The sequence below is a fragment of the Pseudomonas graminis genome (assembly GCF_004364335.1).
Taxonomy (GTDB): domain Bacteria; phylum Pseudomonadota; class Gammaproteobacteria; order Pseudomonadales; family Pseudomonadaceae; genus Aquipseudomonas; species Aquipseudomonas graminis_D.
The window spans coordinates 2927-24175 of the sequence record NZ_SOCR01000016.1 but is presented as its reverse complement, the minus strand read 5'-3'; the positions used below and the strand labels follow the sequence as shown (position 1 = coordinate 24175).

General features: G+C 65.1%; 3 protein-coding genes (1 of these 3 running past the window's edge). All 3 read left to right on the top strand.

All coding sequences use genetic code 11. The annotated features are described in order from the left end of the window. Tightly spaced (each overlapping or abutting the next), the 3 genes in view from EC919_RS24560 to EC919_RS24550 form a layout consistent with a single transcriptional unit that may run on beyond the window. A protein-coding gene (locus tag EC919_RS24560) for a non-ribosomal peptide synthetase (RefSeq protein WP_243842335.1) crosses the window boundary here: on the top strand, window positions 1-3588 show its final stretch. The gene continues 6171 nt to the left of window position 1, outside the view; only the last 3588 of its 9759 coding nucleotides appear in the window; the start codon falls outside the window, past its left edge; its stop codon occupies window positions 3586-3588. After that, entirely contained in the window at window positions 3588-19826 is a 16239-nt protein-coding gene (locus EC919_RS24555; protein ID WP_243842334.1) for a non-ribosomal peptide synthase/polyketide synthase, read from the top strand. Before EC919_RS24560 ends, EC919_RS24555 begins: the two co-directional genes overlap by 1 nt. Continuing rightward, on the top strand, window positions 19819-21249 hold the full coding sequence (locus EC919_RS24550) for an aspartate aminotransferase family protein (protein ID WP_133776897.1): 1431 nt from the start codon (window positions 19819-19821) through the stop codon (window positions 21247-21249). The genes EC919_RS24555 and EC919_RS24550 overlap by 8 nt, the downstream gene beginning before the upstream one ends.

Sequence of the window (21249 nt, the reverse complement as noted above, 5' to 3'; positions counted from 1 at the left end):
GATTTGCCAGAGCTGATCGGCCAGGGCGTGACGTTCAATTACCTCGGCCGTTTCGACGACAGCGAGGGCGCGCTCTTCGCATTGTCGAGCCGTACGCCGGCCAATCTGCGTGACCCCCAAGGGCCGCTGGCCAATGCGTTGGCGGTCGACGGTCAGGTGCGCGACGGCCAGTTGCAACTGGACTGGACCTTCAGCCGCGAACGCTTCAGCCGTGACAGCATCGAGCAACTGGTGGCGCTGTATGAAGCGCAGTTATTGGAGCTGATCGCCCATTGCAGCGACGAAACCCACGCCGGCCTGACGCCCTCGGACTTCCCGCTGGCGGCGTTGAATCAAAAGCAACTCGATGCCCTCGGCATCCCCGCGCGGGAGATCGAAGACATCCTGCCGCTGGCGCCGATGCAGCAGGGCATTTTGCTCCACAGCCTGCTGGAGCAAGGCAACGGCATCTACCTGATGCAGGACCAGTACGACGTCGGCAGCCACGTGGATTTCGAGGCGTTCAAGTTCGCCTGGCAGCAAGTGGTGCAGCGCCACCCGGCGTTGCGCACGGCGTTTCATGGTCTGGAAAGCGGCGTGCAGCGTCAGGTTGTGATGCGTCGCGTGCCGTCGCCGGTGCAACTGATCGACCTCAGCCATCTGTCCCGCGACGCCGCTGAAGCCGAGCTTGATGACCTGCTGAACAGCGAGCGCGAACAGGGCTTCGATTTCGCCCGGGCGCCGCTGCTGCGCCTGCGCCTGATCAAGTTCGGCGAGGCGGATTTCCGCATCGTCCAGAGCCACCACCACGCGCTGATCGACGCCTGGTGCCGGGGCCTGATGCTCACTGAATTCTTCGCCCATTACCGCGCGTACCTCGAAGGCCGTCAGGTCAGCCTGCCGCCGGCGCGGCCGTATCGCGACTTCCTCGCCTGGCTCGCCGAGCAGGACGAAGCGGTCAGCCGCGATTACTGGCGCGACGCGCTGGCCGGCTTCACCGACGTCACGCCGCTGCCGTACCGCCACAGTGTGCAGCGTAACCAGCAGGGCGAAACGCAGATGCGCGACGTCACCCTGGCGCTGGGCGTCGAGCAGACCGCAAAACTCGCCGAGCAAGCCCGTCGGCATCGCCTGACCGCCAATACCTTCGTGCAGGCCGCGTGGGCCTTGTTGTTGATGCGCCATGCCGACCGCGACGAAGTGCTGTTCGGCGTCACCGTGGCCGGTCGTCCGACCGAGCTGGAAGGCATCGAAGGCGCGCTGGGGCTGTTCATCAACACCTTGCCGCTGCGCATCCGCCGGCCGGGCATCGGCGCCTCGGCGCTGGAGCTGCTCAATGCTATGCAGGGGCAGAACGCCGACATGCGTCAGCACGAACACCTGTCCCTGGCCGACATTCAGCTGCTCGCCGACACCCCGCGCGGTCAGCCGCTGTTCGACAGCCTGTTTGTCTTTGAGAACGTTCCGTTGGGCGCCGAGGTGCAGCAGGCCGTGAACGAATACCGCATCAACCCGCTGGCCAACCGCACCCACACCAACTACCCGTTGACCGTGGTGCTGCTGCCGGGTGAATCCCTGCAACTGCAGCTGACCTACGACACCCGGCACTTCAACGACGCCGACATGGGCACGCTGGTCAGCCATTTCCGCCGTCTGCTCACCCAGTTGATCGACAACCCGCAGCAGACGCTGAGCCAGTTGCAGATCCTTGAGCACAACGAGCGTGAGCAGTTGCTGGCCCAAGGGCTCGGCCCGGTGCAACAGCATTGGTACGACATCAGCTACCTGGAGCGTTTCGAGGCGCGGGTGCTGGCCCATCCGGCCCAGGAAGTCGCGCGCTGCCAAGGTCAGAGCCTGAGCTACTGCGAACTCAATCGTCAGGCCAACCGCATCGGTCACGGCCTGATTGCAGCGGGCGTGCAGGCCGACGACGTGGTGGCGCTGTTCGCACCGCGCGGCCTGCCGTTGTTGAGCATGATCGTCGGCGTGTTCAAGGCCGGTGCGGCCTATCTGGCTCTGGATGATCGTCACCCGGCCGGGCGCAGCGCGCGCATGCTGGTGAGCAGCGCCGCGCCGGTATTGCTGACGCCGCGGGAATGTGTGCCCCAGGTCGAGGCGATCGTTGCGCTGGCCGAACGCAAACCCCGTGTGTTGGTGCTTGAAGAGCTGCTGACTGACGCCGATGAGTCCGCCGACGAAAATCCGGGCCGCTACGCCACCGCCGAGCAACTGGCCTACGTCATCTACACCTCCGGTTCCACCGGCGAGCCCAAAGGGGTGATGGTCAACCAGCGCGGCATGCTCAACAACCAGATGTCCAAGCTGCCGTACCTGCGTCTGGGCGAGGGCGATGTCATTGCCCAGACCGCCGCCACCGGGTTCGATATTTCCGTGTGGCAGTTCCTCACCGCGCCGCTGTTCGGCGGGCGCGTGGAGATTCTGCCGGACGCCGTGGTGCAGGACCCGCAACGGCTGCTGGAGGCAGTCGCGGCCAATCAGGTCAGCGTGCTGGAGTGCGTGCCGGCGGTGATCGACGCCATGCTCGCGGTCGCGCCCCAGCGGCTCGATGCTTTGCGCTGGCTGCTGCCGACCGGTGAAGCGCTGACCACCGACCTTGCCGCGCGCTGGTTTGCCCGCTACCCCGAGGTGCCGCTGGTCAACGCCTACGGCCCGGCGGAGTGCGCCGACGATGTCGCGCTGCACACCCTGACCGCCGCGCCGGCGCTCAACGCCAACATGCCGATTGGGCGGCCCACCGACAACAACTGCCTGTACGTGCTGGATTCCAACCTGCAACTGGCCGCGCCCGGTGTGGTGGGCGAGCTGTACATCGGCGGCGTCGGTGTCGGCCGTGGCTATGCCGCGCGGCCAGGGCTGACCGCCGAGCGCTTCCTGCCCGATCCGTTTGGCGAAACCGGTGCGCGGCTGTACCGCAGCGGCGACCTGGCCCGCTGGAACGCCGACGGCGCGCTGGAATACGTTGGCCGTGCGGACTTTCAGGTGAAGATTCGCGGCCAGCGCATCGAGCTGGGCGAAATCGAAAACCTGCTGTTGGCGCAACCCTCGGTGCACGACGCCGTGGTCAGCGCGCAACCGACGCCCCATGGCCCGCAACTTGTGGCGTATGTGGTCGCCGAGGCCCAGCAAGCGTTGTCCAGCGACGTGCTGAAAAGCGCGCTGGCGCAGACCCTGCCGGCGTTCATGGTGCCGGCACACGTCGTCGTGCTGGCGCAGATGCCGCGCAACGCCAACGGCAAGCTCGACCGCAAGGCCCTGCCGGCGCCGAGCCTTGAGGAGCGCGTATTTGAAGCGCCTCAAGGCGAGCGTGAGGAAGTCCTCGCCGAGCTGTGGCAGAGCCTGCTCAAGGTTGAGCAGGTCGGTCGTCACGACAACTTCTTTGAACTGGGCGGTCATTCGTTGCTGGCGACGCGGCTGCTGTCGCGCATTCGCGAGCGCCTCGGGGTGAGCATCCCGCTGGCCCAGGCCTTCGAAGCCACCACCGTTGCCGCCCAGGCGGCGCTGATCGACACCTTGCAGGGGCAGACCCTGACACTCGACCGGCTCGATGCCCTGGACGAGTTAATGAATGAGCTGGAGGAAAGCAACTGATGTCGCAACCGAGCATGACTTCACAGAGCAAGCTGCTGGCCCTGGCCACGCGTTTCCTCAGCCTTGGCAGCGCTCAGCGTCGGGTGTTTTTGAACAAGCTGCGCGAGCAGGGCCTGGATGCGTCGTCGCTGCCGGTGCCGCCGGGTATCGCGGGCGAGCGCAGCCCGGCGTCGTTTTCCCAGCAGCGTCTGTGGTTTCTCGAACAGCTGGAGCCGGGCAACAGCACCTATCACCTGCCGGGTGCCTTACGCCTGAAGGGCGAGCTGAATGTCGGTGCTGTGGGAACGGCGTTCGAGCGCGTGGCCGAGCGTCATGCCAGCCTGCGCACGGTGTTCGCTACCGCAGAAGACGGCACGTCGGAGCAGGTGATTTGCGGTACTCAAGGGTTGCCATTCGAGCGGCTGCGCCCAGACGACGAAGGCGAGGTGCAAGCGCTGGCGGATGCCTTCGCCCGACGCCCGTTCGACCTGGCCCAAGGTCCGCTGTGGCGCGTAGCGCTGATCGAGCGCGCGGCAGACGACCACGTGCTGCTGGTCTGCTTGCACCACATCATCGCCGACGGCTGGTCGATTCAGGTGCTGCTGCTGGATTTCGTCGAGGCCTATCGCGCGGCGCTGTCGGGTGACGACGCCAGTTTGGCGCCTCTGCCATTGAGCTATGCGGACGTCGCCCTGTGGCAGCGTGCCTGCCTGGACGCGGGCGAGGGTGACCGGCAACTCGCTTACTGGCAGCAACAACTGGGCGACGAGCCGCCGGTGCTGGAACTGCCGGCCGACCGTCCGCGCCCGGCGCGCCAGAGTTTCCGTGGCGCGCGCCTGCCGTTCAGCTTCGACGCGGCGCTGTCCGGGCGCATGCGTGAACTGGCCCGGCAGCGCGGCGTGACCTTGTTCACCGTCCTGCTCGCGGCCTATCAAGTGCTGTTGCAGCGGATGAGCGGCCAGACCGATCTGCGCATCGGCGTACCCATTGCCGGGCGTCAGCGCGCCGAGACCGAGGGCCTGATCGGCTTCTTCGTCAACACCCAGATTCTGCGCGGCGAGGTCCAGGCCGACGCCAGTTTCAACCGGATCATCGACAGCGTTCGACTAGCGTCCCAAGGCGCCCAGGCCCATCAGGACCTGCCGTTCGAGCAACTGGTGGACGCCCTGGCGCCCGAGCGCAGCCTCAGCCACAACCCGCTGTTTCAAGTGCTCTACAACCATCAGCAACGCCAGGACGAAGCGCTGCAATTGATGCCCGGCCTCAACGCCACGCTGATGCCGCTGGACAATGGCAGCGCGCAGTTCGACCTGGCGCTGCACACCTGGGAAAACGCGGCGGGGGAACTGGCGGGAAACTGGAATTACGCCACAGATCTGTTTGATCACGGCAGCATCGAGCGTCTGCACGGGCGTTTTGAGCAGCTGTTCGCGGAAATGCTGGAGCGGCCTGACGCGGCGATAGGCGACTTCGAGTTGCTGGATGTTGAGGACCGCGCGCAACTGGCGTTGGTCAATGACACGGCGCGGGAGTGGGATTCTGAGCCGTTTGTGCATCGGCAGTTTGAGCGTCTGGCGCAGCTGCATCCTGAGCAGGAAGCCTTGCGCTTTGGCGATGAGGTGCTGAGTTATTGCGAGCTGGATCAGCGCTCGAATCAGCTGGCCCATTACCTTCGGGAGCAGGGCGTCGGTCGCGAATCGCTGGTCGGTGTCGCGGCGTTGCGTTCGCTGGAAATGGTGGTTGCGCTGTATGCCGTGCTCAAAGCCGGTGCTGCGTATGTGCCGCTGGATCCTGAATACCCGGCGGATCGCCTGCGCTACATGCTCGAAGACGCCGGGATTGGCTTGCTGCTGAGCCACGATGCGGTCATCAATGACCTGCCGGTTGTTGAAGGGCTGCGGGTGCTGAATCTGGATCAGCTTGATCTCTCCGCGCAACCCGTCACGGCGCCCGTAGTAGAGCTGCACCCCGAACAACTGGCCTACATGATTTACACCTCCGGTTCGACCGGAAAACCCAAAGGCGCCGGCAACACCCACGCAGCGCTGTTCAACCGTCTGGCGTGGATGCAGGACGCTTACGGGCTCGACGCTTCAGACGCCGTGCTGCAAAAAACACCGTTCAGTTTCGACGTCTCGGTCTGGGAGTTCTTCTGGCCGCTGATGGTCGGTGCGCGTCTGGTTGTCGCCCAGCCGGGGGATCACCGCGATCCGCTGCTGTTGAAATCGCTGATTGAACAGCAGCACATCACCACGTTGCACTTCGTGCCGTCGATGCTCGGCGCCTTCATGGCTCAGGACGATCTTACCGGCTGCGCCTCCCTGAAACGCATCGTCTGCAGCGGCGAAGCCTTGCCTGCTGATCTCGCGCGGGAAACGCTTCAGCGCCTGCCAAATGCCGGCCTGTTCAACCTGTATGGCCCGACCGAAGCGGCCATCGACGTCACCCACTGGACCTGCCGCGACGAGCCGGGCGTTTCCGTCCCAATCGGCGCCCCCATCGCCAATCTGCAGATCCATATCCTCGACAGCCGCCTCAACCCGCAACCCGTCGGCGTACCGGGCGAGCTGTACATCGGCGGCGCCGGCCTGGCGCGTGGTTATCACCTGCGTCCGGCCCTCACTGCCGAGCGCTTCGTCGCCAGCCCGTTTGGTCAAGGCGAGCGCCTGTACCGCACCGGCGACCTGGCCCGCTGGCGTGCGGACGGCGCGGTGGAATACCTCGGCCGTCTCGATCACCAGATCAAACTGCGCGGTTTGCGCGTGGAAATCGGCGAGATTGAGTCGGCGCTGATGGATCACCCGGCGGTCAGCGAAGCGGTGGTCATCGCCCGTGAACTCAGCACCGGCATGCAACTGGTGGGTTATCTGGTGGCCGACGATTTCAACGAAGAACACCTGCGCACCCAGCTCAAACAACGCCTGCCGGATTACATGGTCCCGGCCCACTTTGTCACGCTGGACAGCCTGCCGCTGTCGGCCAACGGCAAGCTCGACCGCAAAGCACTGCCCGATCCGCAGATCCAGCAGCGAACCTTCGAAGCACCGCTGGCCGGGGTCGAAGCCCAACTGGCGGCTTTGTGGCAAGACCTGCTCGGCGTCGCGCAAATCGGTCGTCAGGACAACTTCTTTGCCCTCGGCGGCGACTCGATCCTCAGCCTGCAAATCATCTCCCGCGCGCGCAAGGCCGGCATCGTGCTGTCGCCCCGGCAGATGTTCGAACGCCAGACCATCGCCGAGCTGGCCCAGGTTGCTCAGGTGGTCAGTCAGGACGCGCGCCCAGTCGAGCGCATCGAGCTCAATCGCGACATCCCGCTCACGCCGATCCAGCACTGGTTTTTCCAGCAACCGATGCGCAACCGCGACCACTGGAACCAGTCGCTGCTGTTGAACCCGAGTGAAGCGCTGGACCTGCCGGCGCTGACCCTGGCGCTTCATACCGTCATCAACCATCACGACGCCCTGCGCATGCGCTATGTTCAGCAGGACAGCGGCCAGTGGCAGCAACGCTACCGCGCCCGCCTTTCTGCTGAAGAGCTTTCAGCTGACGAGCAAGCTCCCGACGGCCTGTTGTGGCAGCGTGAATCCAGCTTCGCGCAACTTGATGCAGCCTGCGACGAAGCCCAGGCCAGCCTCGATCTGAGAGACGGCCCGCTGCTGCGCGCGGTGCATTTCACCCTGGCCGAAGGCGGCGAACGCTTGCTGCTGGTGGTCCATCACCTGGTCGTCGACGGCGTGTCGTGGCGGATCCTGCTGGAAGACCTGCAAAACGCCTACACCCAGGCCCAAGCGGACCTCACCCTCGACCTCGGTGACAAAACCGCATCGTTCCAGCGCTGGGCCAATCGTCTGCTCGATTTTGCGTACAGCGACGCCGTGCTGGCCGAAGCCGAGTACTGGCGCAACCTGACGCCAGCACCCGCATTGCCCTGCGCCAATCCCCAGGGCGAAGCGCGCCAAAACAACGTGCGTCAACTGCACCTGCAACTGGACGCCGCGCGCACCGAAAAGCTGATCAGCGAGGCCCCGGCGGCGTACCGCACGCAGATCAACGACCTGCTGCTGACCGCACTGGTCCGCGCGATGAAGCGCTGGAGCGGCGAGTCCCAGGCGATGATCGCCCTGGAAGGCCACGGCCGCGAAGACCTCTTCGACGGCGTTGACCCGGCGCGCACCGTCGGCTGGTTCACCAGCCTGTACCCGGTCAGCCTGCAGGCCCACGACGACCTCGACGCCGCGCTCAAACACACCAAGGAAACCCTGCGCGCCGTGCCCAACGGCGGTCTGGGTTACGGTCTGTTGCGCCACCTGCGCGGCGAAGCCTTGCCGGCGCTGGACGGCTGTGTGCTGTTCAACTACATGGGTCGGCTGCAAAACGGCAGCGGGCTTTTCAGCCTGGCCGAGGAGGGCAGCGGCGCCCAACGCGCCGCCGATGCACCGCTCAATGGCGAGCTGTCCATCGATGCGCAAATCCGTGACGGCCAGTTCAGCCTGACCTGCAGCTACAGCGGCGAACGCCATGAATCCGCCTCGGTTCAACGCCTGCTCGACGCTTACGGCGAAGCCCTGGACGAGGTGATCGAACACTGCCGTCGCCACGCTGCGGTCACCCCGTCGGACTTCCCGGCGCTGGCGCTGAATCAGGCGCAACTCGACGCATTGCCGGTCGCCGCCTGGGACATCGAACAGCTGTACCCGCTGACGCCCATGCAGCAAGGCCTGCTGTTTCACACCGAGCTGAGCGGCAGCGAGATGGCCGATCAGGGCAGCGCCCGGGACCTGTACATCAATCAGGTGGCGCTGGACATCGAACACCTGCCGGTGGCCCGATTCAAATCGGCGTGGGCCGCGGCGGTGCAGCGCCATCCGATCCTGCGTGCGGCGTTCCTCCGCATCCCTGGCAGCGAACAGCCGGTGCAACTGATCCGTCGCGATGCCGCGTTGGTCGTACGCGAACTTGATCTGCGCAGCAGCGATCAGGCACTGGCCGATGTATTGGTGGCCGAGCGGGAAACCCCGTTCTACCTGCACGCGGCGCCGCTCATGCGCGTGTTGCTGGTTCGCCAGAGCGAGACGCTGTGGAAACTGGTCTGGACCTTCCACCACATTCTGCTGGACGGCTGGAGCAGCGCGGCGGTGCTGGGTGAAGTGATTCAGGCGGCGATGTCCGACGCCACGCCGCAGCCCGCCGGGCATTACGGGGATTACGTTGAATGGCTGCTGAGCCGGGATGCCGAGCGCAGCAAGACCTTCTGGCAGAGCCACCTGGCCGGTTTCGACCAACCAACGATGATGGCGGCGGCGCTGACTGCGCCGACCTCCAGCACCGGCGAGCCGTTGCCGAGCCAGGTGCGGGTCACTTCCATGGACCTCAACAGCGAGCTGCTGAACAGCGCCGCCCGGCGTCAGCGCGTGACCGTCAACACGCTGATTCAAGCGGTGTGGGTGCTGTTGTTGCAGCGCTACACCGGGCAACAGCGGGTGGCGTTCGGCGCCACGGTGTCCGGTCGTTCCGCCCAGATTCCGGGCATCGAGCGCATGCTCGGCCTGTTCATCAACACCCTGCCGCTGGTGCAGGCGCCCCAGGCGCAGCAGAAGGTCGGCGACTGGTTGAATGACCTGCAAGCCCACAACCTGGAATTGCGCGAACACGAACACACGCCGCTGTTCGAGGCCCAGCGCTATGCCGGTCATGCCGGTCGCGACCTGTTCGACAGCCTGCTGGTGTTCGAAAACTACCCGGTGGACGCGGTGCTGCGGGACAAACAGGCCAACGGCGTCAACCTGGGTTCGGTCGAACTCAGCGACAAGACCCACTACCCATTGAGCCTGGCGGTGGTGGCAGGCGAGCACGCCCATGTTCACGTCAACTACCACAGCAACGTGTTCAGCGCCGAACAGATCTCGCGCCTGTGCGGGCATTTTCAGGCCTTGCTGGACGGCCTCTGCCGCTCCCCCGAGGCGCGCATCGGCGAGCTGTCGATGCTCACCGAAGGCGACGTCAACGCCATGCACGCCTGGAACACGCCGCCGTTCTCGCCGTACGTGGAACGGCCGATCCATGAGCTGATTGCCGACCACGCGCGCATCCGTCCCGACGCCATCGCGCTGGTCCATGGCGAGCAGCGCCTGACCTTCGCCGAGTTCGACCGTCGCGCCAATCAACTGGCCCACGCCTTGCGCGCCCGGGGCATCGGCACCGAAGTGCGGGTGGCGATTGCCATGGAGCGAGGGATTGATCTGTGGCTGGCGTTCTATGCCGTACTGAAAGCCGGCGGGGCCTACATCCCGCTCGACCCGGATTACCCGACCGAGCGCCTGCGTTACATGCTCGAAGACGGCGGCGTGAAGCTGTTGATCAGCCACGACGCGGCGCTGGATCGCGTGCCGGTGGGTGATGTGCCGTTGCTGAATATCGATGAACTGGATTGCTCGTCCGAGCCGGTGACAGCGCCGGACGTCACGATTCATCCGCAGCAACTGGCCTACCTGATTTACACCTCGGGTTCGACCGGCAAGCCAAAAGGCGCGGCCATCGCCCACGCCGATATCTCCATGCACATCCAGACCATCGGCGAGCGTTACCGCTTCACGCCGGAAGACCGCAAGTTCCACTTCCTCTCAATCAGCTTCGACGGCGCCCACGAAGGCTGGATGATGCCGCTGTGTTACGGCGCCCGGGTGGTGCTGCGTGATCAGGAGCTGTGGAGCGTCGAGCAGACCTACGACACCCTGATCCGCGAAGGCATCACCGTGGCCTCGTTCCCACCGAGCTACCTGCGTCAGCTGTCCGACTGGGCCGGCGTCCAAGGTAAGGGGCCAGGGGTGAAAACCTACTGCTTCGCCGGTGAAGCCTTCAGCCGCGAAATGCTCCACGACGTGATTCGTAATCTGCAGCCGCTGTGGATCATCAACGGCTATGGCCCGACGGAAACGGTGGTCACGCCGACGCTGTGGCTGGACTCCGCCGAGACCGCCGATTTCACCACGGCCTATGCACCGATCGGCGATCTGGTGGGCGACCGTCAGGGCTACGTGATGGACGCGGATTTGAACCCGCTGCCCCAGGGCATTGCTGGCGAACTCTATCTGGGTGGCGCCGTGGCGCGGGGTTATCTGGACCGTCCTGGCGCAACCGCCGAGCGTTTCCTGCCGCATCCTTTCAAGGCCGGTGAGCGCCTCTACCGCAGCGGCGATCGCGTTCGCTTGAACAGCGAGGGCCTGCTGGAGTATCTCGGCCGTATCGACCATCAGATCAAGATTCGCGGTTTCCGCATCGAAGCCGGCGAGATCGAAGCGGCACTGAAAGCCTGCGACGGCGTGCGCGAAGCCCTGGTCGTCGTTCGCGACAGCGCAAACGGAGAGGTCCTGCTGGGTTATGTCGGCGGCAATGGCCTGGCTGAAGACAACCTCAAGCAGCAGCTGAAAAACACCCTGCCGGAATACATGGTGCCGGCGCACGTCGTGGTCATGGAACGCTTGCCACAGTTGCCCAACGGCAAGCTCGACCGCAATGCGCTGCCTGACCCGCAGGTGATCTCCAGCGACTATCAAGCGCCGCAAACGCTACTTGAACAGCAATTGGCGGCGCTGTGGCAGCCACTGCTGGGCATCGAATCGGTCGGCCGCAACGATCATTTTTTTGAACTCGGCGGCCACTCGCTGCTGGCGATGCAGCTGATTTCCCGGCTGCGCCACGAGCATCAACTGAGCGTGCCGTTGCGTGCCCTGTTCGACGCGCCGCGCCTCAGTGATTTCGCCCAGCGCATCGCCGGCTTGACAGGCGCCGACGCGCCCCAGCTTGAGCTGACCCCACGTCGGCAGGCCCTTGCCGTGCAGTCGTTCTCCCAGCAGCGCCTGTGGTTCCTCGATCAGTTGCAACCCGGCGGCCACGCCTACAACCTGCCGGGTGCCGTGCGCTTGTGCGGCGCGCTGAACGAGGCTGCTTTGCAGGCGGCATTCGACGGCCTGACCGCGCGCCATGAAGTGCTGCGCACGCGGTTCCTGGCGGTCGATGGCGTGCCGATGCAGCAGATCGAGCCTGCCCGGTCCGTGCAGATTGAGCGGATCGACATCACCGCGGAGCCGAATCTCGACACCGCCTTCAACGCCTTGGCCCAGGCCTTCGTCAAGCGCCCGTTCGACCTGTCGCGCAGCCCGGTCTGGCGGCTGGCCCTGGTGCGCGTCGCGCCTGATGAGCAGCGTTTGCTGCTGTGCCTGCATCACATGATCTCGGACGGTTGGTCGGTGCGGGTGCTGTTGCAGGAATTCTGCGAGCTGTACCGCGCGGCCGTGGAAAACCGCGCGCCGCAGCTGGCGCCATTGCCGGTGCAATACGCCGACTTTGCCGCCTGGCAGCGCGAATGGCTGGCGGCAGGCGAGGGCGAGCGGCAGTTGAACTACTGGCGCGAGCAACTGGGTGACGAGCACCCGGTGCTGGAACTGCCGACCGACCGGCCGCGTCCGCCCCAGCAAAGCTATCGCGGCGACCGCGTGCTGTTCGCCTTCGATGCCGCGTTCAGTCAGCGCGTGCGCGGGTTTGCCAAGCAGCAGGGCGTCACGCCGTTCATGGCGATCCTGTCGGCCTATCAGGTGTTGCTGCACCGTCTGAGCGGACAGAACGACCTGCGCATCGGCGTGCCGATTGCCGGCCGTTCGCGGCTGGAAGTGGAAGGGCTGATCGGCTTCTTCGTCAGCACCCAGGTGCTGCGCGCCGAGGTGTCTGCCGAGCTGACCTATCTTCAGGTGCTGGAACAGGCCAAGGCGCGGACTCTCGGCGCCCAGGCCTATCAGGACTTGCCCTTCGAGCAACTGGTCGAAGCGCTGCAACCGCAACGCAGCCTGAGCCACAACCCGTTGTTCCAGGTGGCCTACGACCACCAGCAGCAAGACTTTGCATCACTCGCCGGGCTGCCCGGCCTGCGCGCCGACGTGCTGCCGCTGGACGATGGCAGCAGCCAGTTCGACCTGGCGCTGAACACCCACGAAGACGCCGATGGCGTGCTGGGTGGGTCGTGGAATTACGCCACGGATCTGTTTGATCACGGCAGCATCGAGCGGCTGCATGGGCGTTTTGAGCAGCTGTTCGCCGAGTTGATTGAGCAGCCGGACGCCGCGATTGGCGACTTCGAGTTGCTGGATGCTGAAGACCGCGCGCAGTTGGCGTGGGTCAATGACACGGCGCGGAACTGGGCTGCCGATAAGCCGTTTGTTCATAGTCATTTTGAGCGGCTTGCCCAGGCGCATCCGGAGCGCGAAGCCTTGCGCTTTGGCGATGAGGTGCTGAGTTATCGCGAGCTGGATCAGCGGGCGAATCAGCTGGCCCATTACCTGCAAAAGCAGGGCGTGGGGCGGGAATCGCTGGTGGGCGTGGCGGCGTTGCGTTCGCTGGAAATGGTGGTGGCGCTGTATGCGGTGCTCAAAGCCGGTGCTGCGTATGTGCCGCTTGATCCGGAGTACCCGGCGGATCGTTTGCGTTACATGCTGGAAGACGCAGGGATCGGTTTGCTGCTGAGCCACGATGGGGTGATCGCTGACCTGCCTGTTGTTGAAAGCTTGCGGGTGGTGAATCTGGATCAGCTTGACCTCTCAGCTCAGCCAGTGACGGCGCCGAGTGTCGAGCTACACCCCGAGCAACTGGCCTACCTGATTTACACCTCGGGCTCGACGGGGAAACCCAAGGGCGCGGGCAACACTCACGCGGCGCTGTTCAACCGCCTGGCCTGGATGCAGGAGGCTTATTCCCTCGACGCCACCGACGCGGTGCTGCAAAAAACACCGTTCAGTTTCGACGTGTCGGTCTGGGAGTTCTTCTGGCCGTTGATGATCGGCGCGCGTCTGGTCGTCGCTCAGCCCGGCGATCATCGCGATCCTGTTGCCCTCAATAAGCTGATCGCACGGCAGCAGATCACCACGCTGCATTTTGTGCCGTCGATGCTTGGGGCGTTCATGGCCCAGGACGATCTCACTGGCTGCGCTTCCCTCAAACGCATCGTGTGCAGCGGCGAAGCTTTGCCCGCTGATCTCGCGCGGGAAACCCTGCAGCGCTTGCCGAACGCTGGCCTGTTCAATCTCTACGGCCCGACGGAAGCGGCCATCGACGTCACCCACTGGACCTGCGTTGATGAGCCGGGCGTTGCCGTGCCCATCGGCCGCCCGATAAACAACCTTCAGATTCACATCCTCGACAGCCGTCTCAACCCGCAACCCATCGGCGTACCCGGCGAGCTGTACATCGGCGGCGACGGCCTCGCTCGCGGCTACCATTTACGTCCCGGCCTGACCGCCGAGCGCTTCGTAGCGAGCCCATTCGGCACCGGTGAGCGCCTGTATCGCACCGGCGACCTGGCGCGCTGGCGTGTCGACGGTGTGGTGGAATATCTGGGCCGTCTCGATCATCAGATCAAACTGCGCGGCCTGCGGGTGGAAATCGGCGAAATCGAAGCGGCACTGCTGGATCACCCAGCGGTCAACGAAGCGGTGGTGATCGCCCGCGAACTGGCGACCGGCATGCAGTTGGTTGCCTATCTCGTGGCCGACGATTTCGACGAAGAACACCTTCGTACCCAGCTCAAACAGCGCCTGCCGGATTACATGGTCCCGGCCCACTTTGTCACCCTGGAAACGCTGCCGCTGTCGGCCAACGGCAAGCTCGACCGCAAAGCCCTGCCAGACCCACACATCCAGCAACGGGCCTTTGAAGCGCCACTGGCCGGCGTCGAAACCCAGCTGGCTGCCCTGTGGCAAGACCTGCTCGGCGTCGCGCCAATCGGCCGTCAGGACAACTTCTTCGCCCTGGGCGGGCATTCGCTGCTGGGCATTCAACTGGTGGCGCAAATCCGCCGCGACCTGAAGCTTGAGCTGCCCCTGCGTGCGCTGTTCGAGTCGCCGGTCCTCGCCGATCTGGCGCACTACCTGAACACCCAGGCCGTCGCCACGGCCATGCCGGTTCTGCAGCGTCGTGCCGACCGGGAATTCGCGCCGCAGTCCTTCGCCCAGCAGCGCCTGTGGTTCCTCGCGCAACTGGAGCCCGAGAGCGTCGCGTACAACCTGCCGTGCGTGCTTAACCTCAGCGGCGTGCTGAAACTCGATGCCCTGCAGCAGACCTTCGACGCCCTCGCGGCCCGTCACGAAACCCTGCGCACCTGCTTCCGTCCATCTCCGATGCAATACGGGGAGGCGGTGCCGCAGCAACGGATTCTGCCGGTCAGCAGCGTGCACATCGCCCGTCACGACCTGCGCGACCACCCGGCGCCGGAAGCCGCCTTCGATGCGCTGGCAGAGGACTTCATGAATCAGCCCTTCGACCTCGACGCCGAGCGGGCGCCGTGGCGGGTGGCGCTGGCGCGGGTCGCGGACGATCAGTGGCGCCTGCTGCTGTGCATGCACCACATCATCTCCGACGGCTGGTCGGTGCAGGTCATGCTCGAAGACTTCGCCGCGCTGTATCGCCGGTTCGCCCAAGGCAGCGACGTGCAACTGGCTGAGCTGCAACTTGCGGATCTGCAACTTACAGAGCTCAGCGTGCAATACGCCGACTACGCCGCTTGGCAGCGCGAACACCTGAGCGGTGCCGAGCGCGAGCGCCAATTGAACTGGTGGCGCGAGGCCCTGGGTGACGAACAGCCGGTGCTGGAACTGCCGGCGGACCGTTCGCGTCCGGCCGAGCGCGATGGCAAAGGCGGACGCCATGCCTTCGTGCTGCCGCAAGATCTGGCCGACACGTTGCACCACACGGCGAAAGCCCACGACGCCACGCTGTTCATGCTGTTCCTGGCCTCGTTCGACACGCTGCTTTACCGCCTCAGCGGCCAGCGCGACCTGCGCATCGGCGTGCCGGTAGCAGGCCGTGCCGAGGTGCAGACCCAGGGTTTGATCGGCTTCTTCGTCAATACCCTGGTGCTGCGCGTCCAGGTCAGCGGCGACCACCCGTTCACCGCGCTGCTGGCTCAGGTCAAGGACAACCTGCTCGGCGCCCATGCCCATCAGGACCTGCCGTTCGAGCAATTGGTGGAAGCGCTGCAACCGGCGCGCAGCCTCAGCGTCAACCCGCTGTTCCAGGTCAGCTACAACCATCAGCAGCAGCCGGATATGTCGCTGCTGCAGTTCGACAGCCTGAGCTGCGAAGCCCGCCAGTGGGACATCAAGGGCGCGCAATTCGACCTGGTGCTGGGCACCTTCGAGCACCGCGACGGCAGTATCAGCGGCTACCTCGATTACGCCACCGACCTGTTCGACGCCTCGACCGTGGCGCGTTTGTTCGAGCAACTGGTCACGCTGTTGCGGGCGATCTGCGCGCAACCCAATGCCGCCATCGGCGATCTGCCGTTGCTCGGCGAGACGGACCTGGCCGCGCTGGATCAATGGAACACGCCGCCGTTTACGCCTTATGTCGATCGGCCGATTCACGAGCTGATCGCCGACCACGCGCGCATCCGGCCCGACGCCATCGCGCTGGTCCATGGCGAACAGCGCCTGACCTTCGCCGAGTTCGACCGTCGCGCCAATCAACTGGCCCACGCCTTGCGCGCCCGGGGCATTGGCACCGAAGTTCGGGTGGCGATTGCCATGGAGCGCGGCGTTGACTTGTGGCTGGCGTTTTACGCCGTGCTTAAAGCGGGTGGCGCCTACATTCCGCTCGATCCGGATTACCCGACCGAGCGCCTGCGTTACATGCTGGAAGACGGTGGCGTGAGGCTGTTGATCAGCCACGACGCGGCGCTGGATCGCGTGCCGGTGGGTGATGTGCCGTTGCTGAACATCGACGAACTGGATTGCTCGTCCGAGCCTGAAACAGCGCCCGATGTGGTCATTCACCCGCAGCAACTGGCGTATCTGATCTACACCTCGGGCTCCACCGGCAAACCAAAGGGCGCAGCCATCGCCCACGCCGATATCTCGATGCACATCCAGACCATCGGCGAGCGCTACCGCTTCACGCCGGAAGACCGCAAGTTCCACTTCCTGTCGATCAGCTTCGACGGCGCCCACGAAGGCTGGATGATGCCGCTGTGCTATGGCGCTCGTGTGGTGCTGCGCGATCAGGAGTTGTGGAGCGTTGAACAGACCTACGACACCCTGATTCGCGAAGGCATCACCGTGGCCTCGTTCCCGCCGAGCTACCTGCGTCAGCTGTCCGACTGGGCCGGTGTGCAGGGCAAAGGGCCGGGAGTGAAGACGTACTGTTTTGCCGGTGAAGCCTTCAGCCGGGAGATGCTCCACGACGTGATCCGCAATTTGCAGCCGCTGTGGATCATCAACGGCTATGGCCCGACCGAAACCGTGGTCACGCCAACGCTGTGGCTGGCCTCCGCCGAGGCCGCTGACTTCACCACGGCGTATGCGCCGATTGGTGATCTGGTGGGGGATCGTCAGGGCTACGTCATGGACGCGGATTTGAACCCGCTGCCCCAAGGCATAGCCGGTGAGCTGTACCTGGGCGGCGCGGTGGCGCGGGGTTATCTGGACCGTCCCGGCGCGACCGCCGAGCGCTTCCTGCCGCACCCGTTCCGCGCTGGCGAACGCATCTACCGCAGCGGCGACCGCGTGCGCCTGAACAGCGAAGGTCTGCTGGAATACCTGGGCCGTATTGACCATCAGATCAAAATCCGTGGCTTCCGCATCGAGGCCGGTGAAATCGAAGCGGCGCTGAAGGCCTGCGAGGGCGTGCGCGAAGCGCTGGTGATCGTGCGCGACAAAGGCAACGGCAAGCAGTTGCTGGGTTATGTCGGCGGCAATGACCTGTCTGAAGACAGCCTCAAGGACCAACTGAAAAACACCCTGCCGGAATACATGGTCCCGGCGCATATCGTGGTCATGGAACGCCTGCCACAGTTGCCCAACGGCAAGCTGGACCGCAACGCATTGCCTGATCCGCAGATCGGCAGTCAGGCCTTCGAAGCGCCCCAAGGTGCGCGCGAAGTCGAGCTGGCGCGGGTCTGGCAGGAGTTGCTGGGCGTTGAGACCATCAGCCGTCAGGACAGCTTCTTCGAGCTGGGCGGCGACTCGATCCAGTCGCTCGCGGTCATTACTCGTCTGCGTCAGGTCGGTTTCAAGCTGCTGCCCAAAGACGTGTTCAGCCATCCGCGCCTCAAGGATCTGGCCCTGCGCCTCACGGTCATCGAAGCCAGCGCAGCGCTGTTGATTGAAGACGCGCCCACTGGCGAGCTCCCGTTGACGCCGATTCAGGCGCATTTCTTCGAGCAGCCGATGAGCAACCGCGCGCACTTCAACCAGGCGTTGTTGCTGGACGTGCAGCGTCCGCTGGAAGCGCCGCTGTTGAGCCAGGCGCTGGCCGCGCTGCTGAGTCATCACGACGGTCTGAACCTGAGTTTCCATCAGGATGCTGACGGCCGCTGGCAGCAGCGGTATCGAGCGACGCCTGCCGTCAAAAGCCTCTGGGTGCGTGACGTGGCCGACGACCATGCCATGACTGCGCTGTGCGAACAGGCCCAGCGCAGCCTTGATCTGCATGAGGGTCCGCTGTTGCGCGTGGTGCTGGCGCAGATGCCGGAAGGGCAAAAGCTGTTGCTGGTCGCCCATCACCTGGTGGTCGATGGCGTCTCATGGCGGGTGCTGCTGGAAGATCTGGCGCGGGCTTACGCCCAGGTTGCTTCGGGCGGTGCCGTTGATCTGGGGCCGAAATCCAGCAGCTTCCAACGCTGGGCGCGGCATCTGGTCGACGCGGCGCAGGCGCCTGAGCGTCATACCGAGGTGGCGCAGTGGCTGGAACAGGTCGGCAGCACCGAGCCGGTCTGGCCGGTGGACCACCCGGAAGGCCGCGCCACCCAACAGGACCTTGAACAGTGCGAGCTGCTGCTGGACGCCGGGCTGACCCGACGTTTGTTGCGCGAAGCCCCGGCGGCACTGGCGGCGCGCACCGATGAAATCCTGCTGGCGGTGCTCGCCGAAGCGCTGAAAGACTGGAGTGGTCAGTCCGACAATCTCGTCGCCCTGGAAGGTCATGGCCGCGAAGCCCTGGCTGAAGGACTGGATGTCGGTCGCACGGTGGGCTGGTTCACCAGTCTGTTCCCGCTGCGGGTGCGTGCCGCCGGTGACATTCGGCAGACCCTTGTCAGCGTGCGTGACAGCCTGCGGGGTTTGCCGGACAAGGGCGTCGGCTTCGGACTGCTGCGCTATCTGGGCGACGATTCGGCTCGTCAGACACTGGCCGCACTGCCGGAGCCGAAGGTGGTGTTCAACTACCTGGGTCAGTTCGATCAGGACCTGGGCGATGGTCGTTTCTCGCCGTCGAAGGTGGCGGCCGGCGCGCTGGTCGACCCGTCCACGCCGCTCAATCGCGAGCTGGAAATCAACGGTCAGGTGTTCGCCGGGCAACTGGGACTGACCTTCCGTTTCAGTGGTCAGCGTTATCAGCGTCAGACCATCGAACGCTTGCAAACGGCCTATCGCGACGGGTTGATGGCGTTGCTGGAAAGCCTGCCATCCGCACAGCCTGTCGCACCGCAATCGACTGCACCGCAAACCATGGCCAGCACCCGCGACGGCGCACCGAATCCTCTGATTCGTCTGAGCAGCGGCGCCAGCAACAAACCGCCGGTGTTCTGCGTGCACCCGGTCAGCGGTACGGTGGTCGGTTACTACGCACTGGCCCGGCGGCTGTCTGCGCAGTGTGACGTGTGGGGCATTCAGAATCGCCAGGTGCTGGACGGCCAGTGGCGCGACAGTTCTATCGAGCAAATGGCCCGCGACTACGTCAAGGCGCTGCTCGAACAACAGCCGTCCGGCACGTACCGGCTGATCGGCTGGTCCATGGGCGGCACGATGGTCCTGGAAATGGCCCGACTGCTGACCCGCCTCGGCAAGCGCGTCGAGTTCGTCGGCCTGATCGACGGCTACGTGCCGGGCGCCGGTCAGCCGCGTCCTGTCCTTCCAGAAACCGCCCCGGAAAGCCCGGCTCTGGACGCTGGCGATGAAGGCCTGGAAGCCGACGCGCACTGGCAACAGTTGCTCGGCGTCGAGCGGCACATGCGCCAGCTGGCCAATCAATGCCGCGAGATCCACGCCCTGAGCGTGCCGGTCTACGCCTGGTGGGCCGAGCGCTCGCCGGAAAATAACGATAACGCACCGGCTCTTCTGGAGCAGGGCATGGGTGTTCGCTTGCAGGTTTCGGCCTGGATCGACGCCGACCACCTTTCGATCGTCCGTGATCAGCCGTTCATCACTCAGCTTGCCGAGGCCCTCGCGCGGGTCAACGAACGCCCTCATTCCTACGATTTCCAGGAGCACGAACATGCATAGCCAACACAACGTGACGCCGATTGCCGCCCGCCACAGCGAGGCGCTGTCGAGCAGCCCGGACGCCGCCGTCGCCAACGCCGACTACCGCTTTGCGCCGACCCCGCGCCTGGAGCGGCAGGCGGCCGTGGAGTCCAACGCGCGCAGCTACCCGCGGCGCATCCCCCTGGAACTCAAACGCGCCCAGGGCATTCACGTGCAGGACAGCGAGGGGCGCTGGTTCATCGATTGCCTGGCCGGCGCCGGCACCCTGGCGCTGGGGCACAACCACCCCGAGGTGATCCAGGCGATGCGCGCCACCCTCGACGGCCAGCGTCCGCTGCACACCCTCGACCTGATGACCGAAGCCAAGGACGACTTCATCAACGAGCTGTTCGCCTTGCTACCGCCTGAATTCGCCAGGGACGCGCGCATTCAGTTCTGCGGCCCGGCCGGGACCGATGCGGTAGAGGCGGCGCTGAAACTGGTGCGGACCGCCACCGGGCGCAGCAACCTGATGGCCTACCACGGCGCCTATCACGGCATGACCCAGGGCGCGCTGGCGCTGATGGGCAATCTCGGGCCTAAAACCTATCTGGACGGCATGGCCGGCGGCGCGCAGTTCCTGCCGTTTCCCTACGACTACCGCTGCCCGTTCGGCGTCGGTGGCGAGGCCGGCGAGCGCATCGGCCTGCACTACATCGAGAACCAGCTGACCGACCCGGAAAGCGGCGTGTTGCCGCCGGCCGGGATGATTCTGGAAACCCTGCAAGGGGAGGGCGGCGTGGTGCCTACTTCGGCGAACTGGTTGCGGGAAATCCGTCGCATCACCCGCGACGCCGGCGTGCCGCTGATCCTCGACGAAATCCAGTGTGGCGTCGGCCGCACCGGCAAGCCGTTTGCCTTCGAACACGCCGGCATCGTGCCGGACGTGCTGGTGCTGTCCAAAGCCATCGGCGGCAGCCAGCCGATGGCGGTGGTGGTCTACAACAAGTCCCTGGACGTGTGGAAACCGGGCTCCCACGCTGGCACCTTCCGTGGCAATCAACTGGCGATGGTCGCCGGTTCCACCACGCTGCGCATCGTCCGCGAACAGCAACTGGACCTGCACGCTGCCGCCATGGGCGAGCGGCTGATCCGCCACCTGCGTTCGCTGCAGAAAGACTTCCCGCAGATGGGCGATGTGCGCGGCATGGGCTTGATGCTCGGGGTGGAAATGGTCGATCTTGATGGCCGCCCTGACACCCTCGGTCACTTCCCCCACAGTGGCGCGCTGGCCTCGACCGTCCAGCGTGAATGTTTGCAGCGCGGGCTGATCATCGAAGTGGGCGGACGGCACTCGTCGGTCATCCGCTTCCTGCCGCCGCTGATCGTCACTGCCGTGCAGATCGACCAGATCGCCGGCATCTTTGCCGCCGCCGTTTCAGCGGCCGTCAAACAGCGTTAA